14 protein-coding genes and 1 pseudogene are annotated in these 14,830 nt (G+C 40.2%); 3 read left to right on the top strand and 12 right to left on the bottom strand.

Features of this window, described 5'->3' with window-relative positions; all coding sequences use genetic code 11:
* Positions 1-135 precede the first annotated feature (135 nt).
* Together FHS59_RS23560 and FHS59_RS16065 are read right to left on the bottom strand one after the other, a co-directional pair.
* Positions 136-1,056, bottom strand: coding sequence for a helix-turn-helix domain-containing protein (locus FHS59_RS23560; RefSeq protein ID WP_103923803.1), 921 nt, complete (start codon positions 1,054-1,056; stop codon positions 136-138).
* Positions 1,053-1,622 carry a GNAT family N-acetyltransferase gene (locus tag FHS59_RS16065; protein WP_103923802.1) on the bottom strand — a complete coding sequence of 190 codons (570 nt, stop codon included), beginning with the start codon at positions 1,620-1,622 and terminating at the stop codon, positions 1,053-1,055. Before FHS59_RS16065 ends, FHS59_RS23560 begins: the two co-directional genes overlap by 4 nt.
* A gap of 689 nt (positions 1,623-2,311) precedes the next feature.
* Here FHS59_RS16065 and FHS59_RS16060 point away from each other — a divergent pair.
* The 3 genes from FHS59_RS16060 to FHS59_RS16050 all read left to right on the top strand — a co-directional run bounded on the left by FHS59_RS16060 (position 2,312) and on the right by FHS59_RS16050 (position 3,811).
* Positions 2,312-2,719, top strand: coding sequence for a helix-turn-helix domain-containing protein (locus FHS59_RS16060; RefSeq protein ID WP_103923801.1), 408 nt, complete (start codon positions 2,312-2,314; stop codon positions 2,717-2,719).
* Positions 2,720-2,787: 68 nt separating this feature from the next.
* Positions 2,788-3,534: a ParA family protein gene (locus FHS59_RS16055; protein ID WP_103923800.1), complete on the top strand. Its 747-nt coding sequence runs from the start codon at positions 2,788-2,790 to the stop codon at positions 3,532-3,534.
* Positions 3,535-3,541: 7 nt separating this feature from the next.
* Positions 3,542-3,811, top strand: coding sequence for a hypothetical protein (locus FHS59_RS16050; protein ID WP_014773269.1), 270 nt, complete (start codon positions 3,542-3,544; stop codon positions 3,809-3,811).
* Between the two features lie 260 nt (positions 3,812-4,071).
* Here FHS59_RS16050 and FHS59_RS16045 read toward each other — a convergent pair.
* The 10 genes and pseudogenes from FHS59_RS16045 to FHS59_RS16000 form a co-directional block, all read right to left on the bottom strand.
* Positions 4,072-5,286 (bottom strand): annotated as a pseudogene (locus tag FHS59_RS16045) (IS256 family transposase).
* 127 nt (positions 5,287-5,413) lie between these two features.
* Complete coding sequence (locus tag FHS59_RS16040) at positions 5,414-5,644, bottom strand: acyl carrier protein (protein ID WP_184496415.1); 231 nt, start codon at positions 5,642-5,644, stop codon at positions 5,414-5,416.
* Positions 5,645-5,654: 10 nt separating this feature from the next.
* The gene (locus FHS59_RS16035) at positions 5,655-6,521 is read right to left on the bottom strand and encodes a patatin-like phospholipase family protein (RefSeq protein WP_014773266.1); all 867 of its coding nucleotides are present in this window, start codon (positions 6,519-6,521) and stop codon (positions 5,655-5,657) included.
* A gap of 86 nt (positions 6,522-6,607) precedes the next feature.
* Positions 6,608-7,978 carry a TolC family protein gene (locus FHS59_RS16030; protein ID WP_184496414.1) on the bottom strand — a complete coding sequence of 457 codons (1,371 nt, stop codon included), beginning with the start codon at positions 7,976-7,978 and terminating at the stop codon, positions 6,608-6,610.
* Positions 7,979-7,989: 11 nt separating this feature from the next.
* The gene (locus FHS59_RS16025; protein WP_014773264.1) at positions 7,990-11,064 is read right to left on the bottom strand and encodes an efflux RND transporter permease subunit; all 3,075 of its coding nucleotides are present in this window, start codon (positions 11,062-11,064) and stop codon (positions 7,990-7,992) included.
* A 4-nt stretch (positions 11,065-11,068) separates the two neighbouring features.
* Positions 11,069-12,103: an efflux RND transporter periplasmic adaptor subunit gene (locus FHS59_RS16020; protein ID WP_103923946.1), complete on the bottom strand. Its 1,035-nt coding sequence runs from the start codon at positions 12,101-12,103 to the stop codon at positions 11,069-11,071.
* Positions 12,104-12,174: 71 nt separating this feature from the next.
* Positions 12,175-12,768, bottom strand: coding sequence for a TetR/AcrR family transcriptional regulator (locus FHS59_RS16015; protein WP_200820542.1), 594 nt, complete (start codon positions 12,766-12,768; stop codon positions 12,175-12,177).
* A gap of 151 nt (positions 12,769-12,919) precedes the next feature.
* Positions 12,920-13,351 carry a PaaI family thioesterase gene (locus tag FHS59_RS16010; RefSeq protein WP_014773261.1) on the bottom strand — a complete coding sequence of 144 codons (432 nt, stop codon included), beginning with the start codon at positions 13,349-13,351 and terminating at the stop codon, positions 12,920-12,922.
* A gap of 52 nt (positions 13,352-13,403) precedes the next feature.
* Positions 13,404-13,892, bottom strand: coding sequence for a luciferase domain-containing protein (locus FHS59_RS16005; protein WP_014773260.1), 489 nt, complete (start codon positions 13,890-13,892; stop codon positions 13,404-13,406).
* A 13-nt stretch (positions 13,893-13,905) separates the two neighbouring features.
* On the bottom strand, positions 13,906-14,787 hold the full coding sequence (locus tag FHS59_RS16000) for a dioxygenase family protein (protein WP_014773259.1): 882 nt from the start codon (positions 14,785-14,787) through the stop codon (positions 13,906-13,908).
* Positions 14,788-14,830 lie beyond the last annotated feature (43 nt).

Here is a 14,830-nt window from a genome sequence, read left to right as displayed (position 1 = left end):
GGTAAAGAATTGGATTCTCTAGGCGAAAAAAAATACCTAGAACTGCGTAAATGCGATAAATAGGCATATCTGCGTATAGAAAATCGCCTATACGCAGATATGCTTAATCAATGGGTTCGTCCCTTAAAATCTGTTTTATGAATAGGAGTTTAGGGCGTTGATCAGCTCAACTCGGTTTTTGCTGTCCGCCTTTTTAAAAATCGTCTGAAGGTGTTTGTTGACTGTTCTTTCTGAAATAAAAAGTACTTCTGCGATTTCTTTGCTAGTAAGTCCTTGGGCTACTTTCTCAACCACTTCGCACTCTCGCTTGGTAAAGCCCAATTCAGCACATCGTTGGCCGAAAAAAGTACTGGGATCAATCGGTGGCCTCTGGTCGGTATCATTGATTTTTGCAAATACCTTTCTGTTTTCGAAGATCATCTTTCGGATAAACAAAAAAGTAATGATGATAAAGCCACCATTTGTGCAAATTACTTCCACAAATTGGGAAGCATCGACATAGCTAAAAACTGGCAGCAATACCCAAGGCACCGCCGCAGAATAAGTCAAAATTGCTTCCAGTGAATTTTGAGACCCCTCAAATTTCTTTCTAATACTCAGAAAAATGATCACGATCAGATAAATCGCATAAACCAAAGGGATCGCCAATCCATACCAAATGGTTGCGGGAAGATCACCCAGTAATGGAAGCCCAATACAAAAGAAAAGCAGGAATGGAGCTATTAAGAATATCCAGACCCCAATTCGCGCATTCCACCTCAAATCATCCAGTTCGAAAACCCGATAAAAATAGTATGGAAAATATGCTCCCATTACAAACCCGGTTCCATAAGCCAAGTTGATCTGAAGATTCAATGAAATAGGGAGCTCTGGATCTGGGAACAAGCCACCTGCAATATTGTAGATGATCAACAATCCCAAAAGGATCAAATAGTATTGTCGATTCTTTTCAGCAGGATTTTGGAGATATAAAACCAACTGAGAAACAAAAAATAGCACCTCGCACACGACAAAAATAAATGTCGCCAGATGCATGTCAGTTCCAAACACTGTCATAGCAAATCCTTTTTGTAGAAGTAAAATGGAAAACCAAATTCATCGGAAGATGCATAAACTGAGAATCCGAAATTCTCATACCATCTGAAATTTCGCTCGGTGGAAGTTTCCAGGCAGACAGGTAGGTTCTTTTTCTTCGCCAACTCGAGTACAGATTTGAGAAGCATAGATCCTTCTCCTTTACCTTGGTTCTCTGGCTCTACACCGATAAACCAAACGTAAAGAAATGGCTCATTTGGTTGGACCCTTTCGATGCTTGATTCCCTTTTGAGCACCTTCGAAATTTTTGAAATTCCAATTCCCTGGAGAGCCAGTTTTAAGTCCCAAATCCATAGATTAAAAGACTTTCGCTTTCGGTTAGAATACTTGATCAAGACGCATGATTTTCCACTTTCGGAGATATACACCTCTCCGTTTTCCAGACAGTTTGCCAAACTGTACTCCATCAAAATTCTCCTGGAAGTGGCCGAATTACCAACCACAAAATCAACCGATTTATTGCCTTCAAAAGAATTCACTAAAATAGTAATGACTTTTTCTCGATCCTGTTCAATGAATTTTCTCATGGTTCAGTCAATTTAAATTTTACCGAGTTGCGAGGTTAAATCCCTCCATTTTGAATGATTCAGCAAAGAAACATCGGAATGGCAAGTGCGTGTTTGTGAAAAAAATTCGGCAGAATTTGTGTCACAAATACACAACTTGCAAGGAACACGCAAAAGGTTCCTCAACACGCTCTTTCAATTTTACATGCTGAAAAAAGCAAAGATATTTCTTCAACATTCCTCAAACCCACCACTTTCCCGCGAGGAAAAAAAGGTGCTAAAATTCATGGCCTGAGATTAAATCAAGCCCATTTTTCAAAACCAGAATGATGCTTTTATCACTTGAAAAAAGACATCGAAATATTCCTATATCTGTACATATCTATATATAGATATACAGATATGTATATATTCAGAAAACCAATAATTGCCTCACAAAATACATTTGTATGTATATATTTGCCTTAGAGGATCAAGTTATGATCTGCAAAACAGAAAAAGGACTATATTCAATTTCACAGATAACACTTTCTTGATTTAGGCTCTGAACTTAAGATATCAACTAATGAAAAGGTCTGGAAGATCATCCCAATCGAACAATCCGAAAAGACCAACGGATAATTCCTTTTGAATATATCTATTTTTAAAAATATATGGTTTTGCTATATTATTAAAAAAATTTATCGTTTAAAAATAAGAATCACTCATAAATGACTGAAAATCAACGCCTAAAAATCATCCGGAAATTCTTAAAAGAAACCCAAGCAGATTTCGGGGCTTCTTTGGGCTTGACTCAGGCAGGATATTCAGACATAGAACGAGGCAAGAACAACGTTTCTGGAAAGATTAAGATCCTCCTAAAGCGAGAACATAACATCAACCTAAGTTGGTTAGCTACGGGTGAGGGAGAAATGTTTATTACCACCATCGAGGATAGTGAAATGGACTCGGACAAACTAGGGAGCGAGCAAAACTTTTTTGACCGGCTCCAAGCAGAAATCGAAAGACTTCAAAATGAAGTGAAACGCCTAGCTGCTGAGAATAACTCATACAGTGAATTGGTGCGATCAAAGAACCTGATCATCGAGAACTTGGAAACCAGAATTAATCAAAAGTAAATACATATTTATATAAATACTTTTTTATGGAAAAATGTTTTCATATCTTTAGTTAAAACCAAAGAGCCATGAAAACAATCTCCATCATGAATCACAAGGGAGGAACTGGTAAAACCACCTCCTCCATAAACATCGGTGCTGGGCTTGCCAAAAAAGGTTTCAAAGTTTTGTTGTTGGATATCGATTCCCAAGCAAACCTGACTGAGGGACTGGGAAAAGGTGATCCTGAATTATCTGTTTATGATTCCATTCGGGAGAATAAAAAGTTACCGATCCTTAATGTCTCCGAAAACCTGGACTTGGTTCCCTCCTCCATCGATCTGTTGGGAGCTGAAATGGAGATTGTATCCAAAATTGGAAGAGAGCAAATCCTCCATAAACTCCTAAAGCCTATCCGCTCAGAATACGACTACATCATCATTGACTGCCCTCCTTCGGTTGGGTTATTGACCGTCAATGCCATGGTAGCGAGTGACACCATTTTGCTACCATTACAAGGAGAGTACTTTGCTTACAAAGGAGTGGACCGGCTTTTGGGCATAGTGAAAGAAGTCCGGGACAACCTAAACGATAAATTGGAAATCGGTGGAGTGTTTATTACCCAAATCAACCCAAACCGAATCCTGACCAAAACCATTGTGGAGAAACTCACCGAGGATCTCCAGGATAAAGTGTTCGACACCAAAATCCGAATCAACGTAGCATTGGCCGAAGCACAGCTGCAGGGACAAAGCATATTTGACTATGCACCAGACTCGAACGGAGCTAAGGATTATGAACTGCTGGTCGATGAAATTTTAAGCAAGTTAAACTGATAAAAATATGGCGAAGAAACTGAACGATCCTAGCAAGGGAAACAAAAACCTTGGCGCAAAACAAAGAGGTCTCGGAATGCTGATCAACCCTGAATCTGAGATACAACAAAAAGAAAAATCATCAAGCAAAGAGTTTGACACAGAAGATGTGAAAATCTACTCACTCCGGATTCCAACTGATATGTTCGATAAGTTAAAATATGAGATAGGTAGGGAAACCAAGGCTTCAATGAGAGATATGATTCTGACGGCGGTTGCTAAGCATTATGGGATTTAGGAAAAGGTTACTCCTTTTTGCACAATTAAAGCCACCTGAAAGGATGGCTTTGTTTCTTATGAAAGACTTTACGTTTTGCTTGATTTTAATACGGTTTTTTGAACAAAGACACGCACATGTAAAAAATTAATTTGTAGAAAAAGGCTAATCAAGCACTTCAGCCCTAATTACGTTTATACAATGTGGGAGGGGAGTGTTAGCCGAACTCTGTCCTTCCCTTCTCTTGGGGTAACCCAAGAGAAGGGAACTAAATAATTATTTTATTCCGCGTCCAAAACTAACCTCCCCTCAAATCTAATGGCAAACTGTTGGACTGTCAACCCCCAGTTATGGATAGGGGCCGTCCATTTCCGTTCGATCCTCTTTGCAGCAAGATACACCAGTTTCAGCAGTGCCATATCACTTGTGAAAGCCCCTTTTATTTTGGTGACTTTCCTAACCTGCCGGTGATAGCCTTCAACCGCGTTGGTGGTATAAATGATCTTTCTGTTGGGTTTGGTATAGGCAAAATAGGCACTAAGACGTTCCCAGTTGCTGTTCCATGAACGGACCACCACAGGGTATTTCTTCCCCCACTTTTCTTCCAGGTCCAACAGGGCAGACTCTGCCCCGTCTTTGGTATCTGCCCCATAGATAAGTTTCAGGTCAGCGGCAAGCTCCTTCTGCTCCTTACTAGCTACATACTTCAGGCTGTTGCGGATCTGGTGGACGATACAGAGCTGTACCTCAGCCTTAGGGAAAATAGAATGGATTGCTTCAGGGAATCCCGTCAGGTTATCTGTACAGGCGATCAGGATATCCTTTACCCCACGGTGCTGCAGGTCACTTAGGACCTGGAGCCAGAAGTTGGCCCCCTCACTTTCAGAAAGAAACATGCCCAACAGCTCTTTCTTCCCTTATTTGTTGATACCCAAAACATTGTACAGGGCCTTATGCCTCACCTTACCATCTTCCCGCACCTTGAAGTGCATCGCATCAAGCCATACGATACAATATACATCCTCTAAAGGACGGCTCTGCCATTCTTTCACCTTTGGGACCACCCGGTCTGTAATCCCGCTGATCACTTCGGTGGAGACCTCTGTATATACATCTCCCGGATATGGGCTGATATATCCCACATACTGCCTCCCATGCCATACAGGGCGGATCTGGTCTTCCAGACTGTCGGCTAATATGCGCTGCCTTTTTTTCACTATTTTAGGCTCAAAGCCACTTTTTCGGTCCTGTGGGGTCTCGATCGTTACTTCTCCCAGGTTACTCTTGACAATCTTGTTGCCCGTGCCGTTTCGCTTGTTGCCCGATGACCAACCATTTTCTTCATCCCGAAGATGCTCTTCCATCTCTGCGTGGAGCGCCTCTTCCAAAAACTCTTTGAGTATCGGCGCTAAGGCTCCGTCCTTTCGGAACAGGTTGTCACCTGATAAAAACTGTTTTAATACTTTTTTCTTGAATGCTGATTCTTGTTCTTTCATACTGCTCTATCTTAAAATTCAAAGCTTTAGACAGAGTTAAGATTACACACTCGATCGATAGAAATTCCATTATCGGATTTTCATACATTTTGTATTTCTTTTGTGCACTCATGTCAATGTGTTTTAATTATTTAATCAATTTTTCTATAATATAAGCTGGAACCTGGGCTGAATACGCATCTTCATCATTAAGTTGATTTTTGGTAACAAGTTCCAACTCGAAGATTAGCCCTAATACAAAAACCTTATCCATTTTTAGATCTTGATAGAAGTTGTCATATTTTCTTTTTCCCAATAAATTGATCCCATAGAGATGAAAAACATGAATAATTTTACGGAGTTTAGAATAGCTTCCCATCTCTTAATAATTATAATATTCTATACTTTGTTATTTGTTCACTGGCAACCATTTCCCCTATTTTTATCAGTTCATCTGCTTTATGAAAGTCGAAGGTATTGGCCGAATCATTAGGGATATTGATTAAGATATCCGGTTTGTACCTTTCAATATGCTGCCTGGCAATTTTATGTATCATAGCAGCAGTGGTTGTGGTTAACATAGAATAATAACCTAAACTTCCTTTATCTCCTGATGAAACCAGTTTGGCCATATTTTTCATGAGGCCATTAAGCTGGTTATCGTTCGAATTGTTATTTGGCAAAACATTTTTGTTTAATTCATTTTTTTTATCTCCGTATAGATTTACCACAACAAGAATGTAATCCTGTTTACGTTCTACATACTCAATGGGAACCGGATTTAACACCCCCCCGTCTACCAGCAATAAGTTCTTATACATAACCGGTATAAAAACGGTTGGAATTGCTACCGATGCCCGAATGGCCTCATAAAAACTACCCGATTTAAAAATCATTTCGCGTTCGTTCAGCAGATCAGTAGCTACAGCCGCAAAAGGAATACGCATCTCCTCAATGTTCATGTCGGGGATAATTGTTTTCATTTTGTCAAATACTTTATCCCCTTTCAGTAACCCGGAGGTTGACAAAGCAAAATCCAAAAGTCCCCAGATTACCTGTCGGTTTATTGTTTTTACCCAATCGGTGTATTCGGGTAATTTACCCATCGCGTGGAGTCCGCCAATAACAGCGCCTATAGAAGATCCCGAAATAGAGGATATTTCAAACCCTTGTTTCTCCAATTCATTAATAGCACCAATATGAGCCAGCCCTCTTGAGCCGCCACTTGATAATACTAATGATACTTTCCTTTTCATCTTTTAAAATTCATTCATTAATTTCTATTCTATCATTTAATCCAGATGGTTAGCCATTTCTACTTTTGAGTACAAATAGCATTGCTTTAACGCATGTTCTTAACCTCTCTACTGGTACCGGTAACTTGTAAATAGGTTGATATTGCCAGTTGATATTGAGTTTTGGCTTCAATCAATTTATCAGCAGTTTCTGTTTGCAGTGCTTGTGCTTCCAGTAAGTCCGAAAGGGTGACAACACCACTGTTATAACTGGTCTGCATTACTTTCAGATTCTCATCGGTTTGCTTTACAGTTTCTTCCATCATTATAATTTGACGATAAGATTCGTTTACATCAGTCCAGGCTTTTTCCATCTGAAGCTTTAATAAACCTTTGGTATCATTGAAAGTGTTCTCGGCAATTTGTTCCTTGATTTTATGTTCCTTGATGGCGTGCGAGCCTCCCCACCAATCGGAAATGGGTATAGACACTGTGCCATAAACCAAACCATTGGTAGTAGTATTAGTTCCTTCGTAATAGCTGTTGAAGGAATAACCAGCAGCACCTACAGCTAACTGAGGCATATAATCGCCCCTTTTCATTTTAGTTTGTAACTGCTCTGCTTTTACCGATTGCTGCAACAACTGATATTCTGCCCGGTTTGGTAATGCAGCTTCGATATCGGTGTAATAAGTGTTTGGCAATTGTATGTTTTGCAAATCTTCCTGCAATACCAGCGCTGAGTCATACACTATACCGATGGTTTGACAGAACTGCCTAATCGCTAACTGCTTGCCGCTTTGCAGTTTGCTTTTATTGGTTCTAAGTTCACTTTGCTTTATCTGTACTTTCAACGCATCGTTTTTAATAATTAACCCTGATTTGAAGGCATCCTTTACTTGCTTGCTTACATCGTTTAACAACGCTTCATATTGTGCGATGGTCTTTTCTTTTTCCTGAAGCACTACAATCTGCCAGTATTGTTGTTCTGTTTTTAATAGCGTTTCATTTAAACTTAATTGTTGTTGCTTCTCTTTTACGTCAACTCCCAATTGGGCGAGTTTATTTCCGTTGCTGATTTTTCCACCAACAAAAATGGGTTGGGTTATATTGAGTAATCCAACCGTTGCTCTATCTAAAAGCTGGAGGTTTAAACCTGGAAAATAAGCAAACTCTGTTGCCGTTGCGAGGTTAGCCGGATTGCCGTCATATACCGGCAAATTTCCTCCCGGCATATTGAATTTAATGATGGGGTTCATCGCACGCATAGCAAATGCTGTTGCACTTACTTTAGGAAAGTAGTTGGTAAAAGCATTTTTCTTTACCTCCTGAGCCATCTCCATTTCCAATGCACTGTTTTTAATGTGTACATTATTTTTAATCGCCAAGTCTTTACTTTCTTGTAGGCTCAGCGTTGTCTGGCTGTATCCTTCTGTTATGAGAAATAAAGTGGCAGCTATGATAATTATCTTTTTCATTCTAAAGAATTTTAAGCAATTGATTTCTTAAGTGATTGATGATACATCACAGGCAGCACATACAAGGTAAGTATCATGGATATCAGCAGTCCAAAGCAAACTACAGCACCTAAAGGCCCCCAAAGAGATGAGCCACTTACAATCATCGGCACCACGCCAACGGCAGCCGCAAAAGAAGTGAGAAATATGGGGCGCATTCTACGCTTACCGGCAGCCACCGCTGCTTCCGCCAATAACATTCCGTTCTTGTTGCGGAGCTCTTCAGCATAATCAATCAGGATAATGCCATTGCGCACGACGATACCCATAAGGCTCATTATTCCGAGGAAGGAGGTAAGCCCAAAAGGATAACCGGTAAGTACTAAACCCATAGCCGCACCCAGAAAACTTAAAGGCATGGTCAGCATCACTAAAAAGACTAATCTCGATCGCTTAAACTGGAAAAGCAAAATAAAATAAATCAACATTACGCCTGCCAGCATGGCTTTGCTCAGCGGTGTATAATTTTCCAATTCACTTTCCTCCTCACCGCCATACGTGAGTTGAACATCGGAACCTGTTTTTATTTTTTTGAGTTCCGGCTTTAGTTCAGCTAATATTTTATAAGGTAGCACCCCTCTTTTTACATCCGCTCGCACCGTAATAGTTCGTACACCGTTCCTGCGGATAATTTGCCCTTCGCTCCAGTCGGTGGTTATGGTAGTTACCTGTCGCACAGGAACTGTGGCACTCAAAAACAGGGATGTTACATTTTGATTTTCGATATCATCAAAACCATCTCTTTTATCGATTGGATTAATGACCTTCACATCTACCGGATAATCTCCTTCCCAAACTGTACCTATAGGTATCCCAGAGAAACCAGATGCTATTGAAGAGGCGATTAGTCCTCGGGTCAACCCTAACCGGTTGGCGAGTTCATCATTCACATCTACACGCACACCCTGCCTTTTATTAAGATAATCCGTACGCGCCCATATAACAGCATCGTTTTGTTGCATTATACTTTTTACATTTTCAGCGATGGCTTTTATGGAATCAATGTTGTTACCGGAAATCCGTACTTCAATCGGAGCGGTTGTGCTCAGCATATCCAATTGTTTCATGCGCACATAGGCATTTGGAAAAATATTGCGTTTTGCTTCATATTCATCCAATATTGCCACGGCATCGTCGGCTGTTATGGTATTGACTACCAACTGCGCATAATTTTTTGATGGGAAATTAGGTGCGTAGGTAGTGTGGAAACGTGGTGAGCTGGTACCCATGAAGGAGGCTACATTAACCACCCGACTATCACTCATGAGCAATACCTCCATACTATCGGCAACAGCAACTGTTTGGGCAAGTGTGTATCCTTCCGGTAGATAAATTTCTACGGCAAACTGATTCCTCTCCACTTTTGGAAATAACTGTCGTGGCAACAGTGCCATGATTGCTCCGCCTAATAAAATGGAGAGTAAGCCTACCAGCATGGTCAGCTTTGGTCCTCTGAAGGCACTTTCGAGTGTGCTATTATAAAACTGTTGCACCCAATCGAGTAGTGACTTCTTATCGGCTTTTGCTTCTTCCGCTTCTCCTTTCCTGACTCCTTTTTTGATAAATACATAGCTCATGTAAGGAACCAGAAAGTAGGCCACCAGCATAGACGTAAACAAGGCCACACCAATGGTAACAGGCAGAGAACCAACAAAATCACCGGTCATTCCAGATAAGAAAAATACCAAAGGAACATAGGTAGCGATAATGGCAAGGGTAGCAGAAAATACCGGAACAAAAAGTTCTGTCGCACTTTTCCAGGCAGCATCCCAGGGCGTTTCGCCATGATCTAATTTTTCTACATGACTATCAATAACAACAATGGCATTATCCACCACCATGCCTAATACAACGATTAATCCTGCAAGCGAAACGGTGTGTAGTTCAACACCTAATAAATATAAAATGCCTACGGTTATAAAAATGGTAATGGGGATCGTTACGCCGGCAACCGCAGCTACCCGTAAAGGCAATAACAACATCGTAACGATGATCACAGCGATAATAGCAATGAAAAATTCTTTCAGGAAATGAATAATGGAACGATCTACGGCTGTTGGCATATCAGCAATCTTATCCAGATTTACATCAGAAGAAATTTTAGTCCGGATGGAAGCGAGGGATTGATCCACCTGTTTCCCAAAATCAACAATGTTGTTGCCAGGTTGCATTTCCAATGACACCAGCAAGCTTTTTGCCCCATTGTTTTTTATGAAAGAGTCAGGTTCCTTATATTTTCTAACTACAGTAGCAATATCTTTCATCCGGATGATGTTACCAGCAGGATCGGCATACACGATTTGGTTTTTAATGTCTTCTTCCGATTTGAAATTTGCTGGAATATGTATCGGTGTAATCAATTCTGAATTATTGAGTTCGCCACCGTAATACACAGCACCCTCCAATTGCATGGCGGCAAGCACCGTAATAGGACGCACACCGTAATAAGCCAGTTTAGCATTATCCAGATAAATGGCTATCTGTTCCTGTTGAATTCCGTAGTGTTTTACTTTAGAAACGGCCTTTATTTTTCGCAATTCCGTTTCGATAATTTTCAATTCTTTCTCCAGCTCTTTATAGGTTTTGCTTTCTGATTGTATGGTAAGTAGCAAAGCGGCTGTATCGCCAAAATCATTGTTGGCAATCAGCGCAAGTACCTGCGGTGGCAACTGTAATTTTAATTCGCTGAGGCCGAATTTTATTTTATCCCAAAAGCCATCAGGGTCTTTTACGTTGTTGTTTACTTCCACAAACACAACCAACATTCCTTCTCTGGATATGGAATACGTTTTCTCCCGGTTTACTTCTTTAAAACCGTAAAGAAAACTTTCCACTTTGGTGGCTAATTGGTCTTCCACCTGTTCGGAAGTAGCCCCCGGAAATACACCGATGATCAATCCCTGTCGAATGATGAACTCAGGAAATTCATTTCGGGGCATTACCCAAAGAGAAAATATACCAAACAACACCAACAGACTTGTTATGGTAATGGCTATTTGCTTATACCTCATAGCCAATTCTATGACATTAAACTTATGTGTCGTCATGATGCTATTTTATAATGTTTACCTGTGAGCCCTGGCGAAGTTTGTCTTGCCCTGCCACAATGATTTTATCACCTTCTTTCAAATTTCCGCTGACCAGAATTTTTTGGTCGATTAAAGCAATGGTTTTCACCGCTCGCTTTTGAGCCGTGTTATTTTCTATCACATATACAAACTGCGTCCCTTGTAAATCCTGCTGCATTGCTTTGTTAGAGATAAGAACACCGGTCGCCTTGTTTTGGGTTGCAAAGTTGACTGTACAAACCATACCCGGCTTAATGGCTAAATCAGAATTGTCAACTTCAAGTCTTACCGGATAGGAGTGTGAAAATATATCAGCCGAAACACCAATTTCTCTTACAATACCGGTGATTGTTTTAGAGATAGCTCCAACAGTAATGATGGCCTGATCTCCCTTTTTGAACGAACTGATCTCATCTTCTGGTACGGGAATTTTTACATATACTTTACTGATGTCGAATAATTCAAAAACTGTAATATTTGGAAATACATTCTCTCCCTCCTGAATCGATTTTTTACCTATCACACCCGCTGTAAAAGCATATAGTTTTGTATCGTCAAGTCCTTTTTTTGCAATGGCTGTAGCCGATTTTGCCTGACTTAATCCTGTTTCTACCTCCACCCATTTTATTTCAGACAGGGTACCATTTTCATGCATCGGCATTAACCGGTTATACGCATCCTGTGCCTGTTGTAATTTTTGAAATGCCATCTGGTAGGTGTTCTCCATAGTCGATGGATTTAGTTGTGCCAGCAACTGGCCTTTGTTTACCTGCTGTCCTTCTTCTACTGCTATTTTCGAAACGGTTCCCGGCACCGAGAAACTGAGTGGTGTATTTTTCTTTGGCACCACAACCCCGGAATACCCAACTGTATGGCTTCCTTTAAATTGAATTACTTCTTCTGTTTTAACATTAAGGGAAATGTGCTTCGCACTTTCCGATGATGTATTCTCTCCTGACGAGCATCCGGCCAGGATAACGGAAAACCAAAGAGCGATGTGCAGTTTATTGACTTTCATATTCATTGTTAGTTCTATTAATTACAATTAGACTATTTTAGTTTTTTGGTCGATAATGGGTTAAAAAAAAATTACCTCGCTATGATTCCATAAAAAAGCACGTTCAGCAATCCTTCAAACCGATTTTCTGTTTTTGCATAATTGTTTTTAATGAATAAAGGATATTCTAAACCCTTCAGTGCTGTGACCAGGGCAAAGGCGGTGAGGTTGATGTCTTCTATTTTAAAATCACCTTCTTCAACACCCGTCTTCAATATTCCTTTGATGGTGTTAACCTCTTCGGTGTCATACTTCACTCTGACATTTTCAATGAAACTGTAATGCTCCAGATATTCATCTTTTAAAGCACTGTATAGATTGGTTAATTTGTTAATAACTTTCATTCTTGTTAAAACATAAGCCCGTATTTTTTTTTCAGAGGTAGTTTCTGCATTGATTGCTTTTGCTATGGCAGCACTTAACACATCCGATTCCTTTTCAACGATTGCCTTGAAAATATCTTCTTTGCTTTTGAAGTAATGATAGATGGAACTTTTGCCTTTTCTTGAAGCATGAGCTATTTCATCCATTGTGGTTTTCTTAAAACCATATCTGGCAAAGATGGTTTTAGCGGAATTTAGGATGACCTCACTTACATCGTCTTTAATGTCCATTGTTGTTTCCATTGTTTCTTCCCAAACTATTTATCGACCAAATTAGTTTTTTGGTCGAGTGCAAAGATATACATTTTTTTTAAACCCACTCTTTTAAGAATTCTTTCGGTTGGGGAGTTTAGCTCAAACAAGCTGATTTTTGCATAAATTTGAGCGGCTCATGTTAAGATTCACTCCTTAATGCGCTATACACACATCTTGCGAGGGCGACCGGTTCTTTATTATCGGGCTGAAACAATTCTACATCAACCTTAATGATTGTCTTCCCTTGTTTAATTATTCGTGCTTTTGCTTGTACATCCGCCTTAACGGCTGCATGTAAATAATCAATGCGCATATCAATGGTGTTCAGCCTGTCATTGGGTGAATGTAAAGCCGTTGCCCCGGCCACTCCTCCGGCAGTATCGGCAATGGCGGCCAGAATACCTCCATGCCAGCGGCCTTGTATAAAATCACCAATAAACTCTTCTTTGAATGGAACATGAATATGAACCGAGCCTGCTGTAATCTCAACTATTTTTAAACCGAGTATTTTGTTAGCAGGCATCATGTTTTCGATGGCGTGCTTCAATATTTGAAAATCATTTTCGTGCATGGTTAATTTTTTTTTAGTAGAATTTATTTTTACTGACCCAAACTTCGCCTCATTAATCGCTTATTTCACCTATTGCAAATTGGTAGGAGCGAAAAATAATTTTTTTAATCTCATCGGCCTCCTCTTCGTTTCTGGGCGCGTAAACCATTATGAAGTTTGGCGGCAACCATCCTTTATGCACTACAGGATGCAATTCGCCCCAACCCAGTTCAATTACTTTTTTTACATCACGCTGCGGGAGGCCTAAGTGCATACTGCCATCCGGAGCAGGATGAAAATGCGCAAATTCCGTTTCAACCATAAAAGCATTACAATGTGTGCACATTTTTTCTTCTGACATACACATGGCCTGTGCTCCGGGTACAGAGATTTTGCTATACTCCTTTGAAATATCAGGAAGCGAGAATGCCCAACCAATGAGTTCATCCACCAGCTTTCTGTCTTTTGGTTGTTGATCCAATTGCATGTGAGGATTGCTCGGTGTGGTAGTTGGTTTGGCTCCTGTTCTTTTTGGAAGCTCAAAATCATAATGTAAGGTCATGTTATACTATTGTTTAATGGGTTGATTCAATGATGAAACTACGGTCGCTAAATGCAGGCAAAAGACTTTCATAGGTGTGCTCTATAGTATCGTTGGTATTCAGCATAGCCATAGAATAAATTAGCGGCACATAATGATCGGGAGTCGGGGCAGCCATTTTTCCAAATTTTGTTTTTTCATAATTCATCAAACTTTTTATGTCGCGGTCCACCACTCTCTGTTTTATCCATTCATCAAATTCCTTATCCCATCCATACAAGGTTTTATCGCCTTTGAAAAGTCTGGAACTTGCCAATTGAAGATTATGAACAACGGAACCGCTGCCGATAATCAAAACACCCTTCGTTCTTAATTTCTTCAGTTGAACTGCTAACTCATAGTGGTATTGAGGAGATTGATAATAATCAATGCTCATCTGAAAAACCGGTACATTGGCATCTGGGAAAAGATGACGAAGCATGGGCCAATTGCCATGATCGAAACCCCATTCGGTTGTAGTTCTAATTGCAGGGATGGCTTCTGCTACATTTTTGGCAAATTCCGGAGCACCTGGAGCCATGTATTTTATAGTGTAATATTCGGGAGGGAAACCGTAAAAATCGTAAATCGTTTCCGGCCACGGAGAAACATTTACGTATGTGCCTTTGGTACACCAGTGTGCTGATACTACCAATATGGCTTTAATTTCTTTTGGATATTTTTTTCGTAAGTCAACACCTAAATCAAAAAGATAAGTTAAAAAAGGATTCGCTTTATGAGGAAGGTGTATGTCCATTGGGTTTCCGTGCGAAGTAAAAAGAACCGGAAGGGTTACTTCCTGTTCGGGTAAGCCGGTTATCGAATTGGCCCAGCTCTTTACATTTGAAGTCCCAAAACCTATTGTTGCTGCTCCCATTATTTTTATAAAGTCTGATCGGTTCATTTTACAATTCAAAAGG

The sequence above is a fragment of the Algoriphagus iocasae genome (assembly GCF_014206875.1).
Lineage (GTDB): Bacteria > Bacteroidota > Bacteroidia > Cytophagales > Cyclobacteriaceae > Algoriphagus > Algoriphagus iocasae.
This window is presented reverse-complemented; position numbering and strand designations above follow the sequence as displayed.

What these genes read in the sequence shown, in the direction of transcription:
- FHS59_RS23560 (WP_103923803.1), bottom strand. Translation starts at nt 1,056, where the DNA reads ATGACAGTGTTTGGAACTGACATGCATCTGGCGACATTTATTTTTGTC.
- FHS59_RS16065 (WP_103923802.1), bottom strand. Translation starts at nt 1,622, where the DNA reads ATGAGAAAATTCATTGAACAGGATCGAGAAAAAGTCATTACTATTTTA.
- FHS59_RS16060 (WP_103923801.1), top strand. Translation starts at nt 2,312, where the DNA reads ATGACTGAAAATCAACGCCTAAAAATCATCCGGAAATTCTTAAAAGAA.
- FHS59_RS16055 (WP_103923800.1), top strand. Translation starts at nt 2,788, where the DNA reads ATGAAAACAATCTCCATCATGAATCACAAGGGAGGAACTGGTAAAACC.
- FHS59_RS16050 (WP_014773269.1), top strand. Translation starts at nt 3,542, where the DNA reads ATGGCGAAGAAACTGAACGATCCTAGCAAGGGAAACAAAAACCTTGGC.
- FHS59_RS16040 (WP_184496415.1), bottom strand. Translation starts at nt 5,644, where the DNA reads ATGGGAAGCTATTCTAAACTCCGTAAAATTATTCATGTTTTTCATCTC.
- FHS59_RS16035 (WP_014773266.1), bottom strand. Translation starts at nt 6,521, where the DNA reads ATGAAAAGGAAAGTATCATTAGTATTATCAAGTGGCGGCTCAAGAGGG.
- FHS59_RS16030 (WP_184496414.1), bottom strand. Translation starts at nt 7,978, where the DNA reads ATGAAAAAGATAATTATCATAGCTGCCACTTTATTTCTCATAACAGAA.
- FHS59_RS16025 (WP_014773264.1), bottom strand. Translation starts at nt 11,064, where the DNA reads ATGACGACACATAAGTTTAATGTCATAGAATTGGCTATGAGGTATAAG.
- FHS59_RS16020 (WP_103923946.1), bottom strand. Translation starts at nt 12,103, where the DNA reads ATGAAAGTCAATAAACTGCACATCGCTCTTTGGTTTTCCGTTATCCTG.
- FHS59_RS16015 (WP_200820542.1), bottom strand. Translation starts at nt 12,768, where the DNA reads ATGGAAACAACAATGGACATTAAAGACGATGTAAGTGAGGTCATCCTA.
- FHS59_RS16010 (WP_014773261.1), bottom strand. Translation starts at nt 13,351, where the DNA reads ATGCACGAAAATGATTTTCAAATATTGAAGCACGCCATCGAAAACATG.
- FHS59_RS16005 (WP_014773260.1), bottom strand. Translation starts at nt 13,892, where the DNA reads ATGACCTTACATTATGATTTTGAGCTTCCAAAAAGAACAGGAGCCAAA.
- FHS59_RS16000 (WP_014773259.1), bottom strand. Translation starts at nt 14,787, where the DNA reads ATGGGAGCAGCAACAATAGGTTTTGGGACTTCAAATGTAAAGAGCTGG.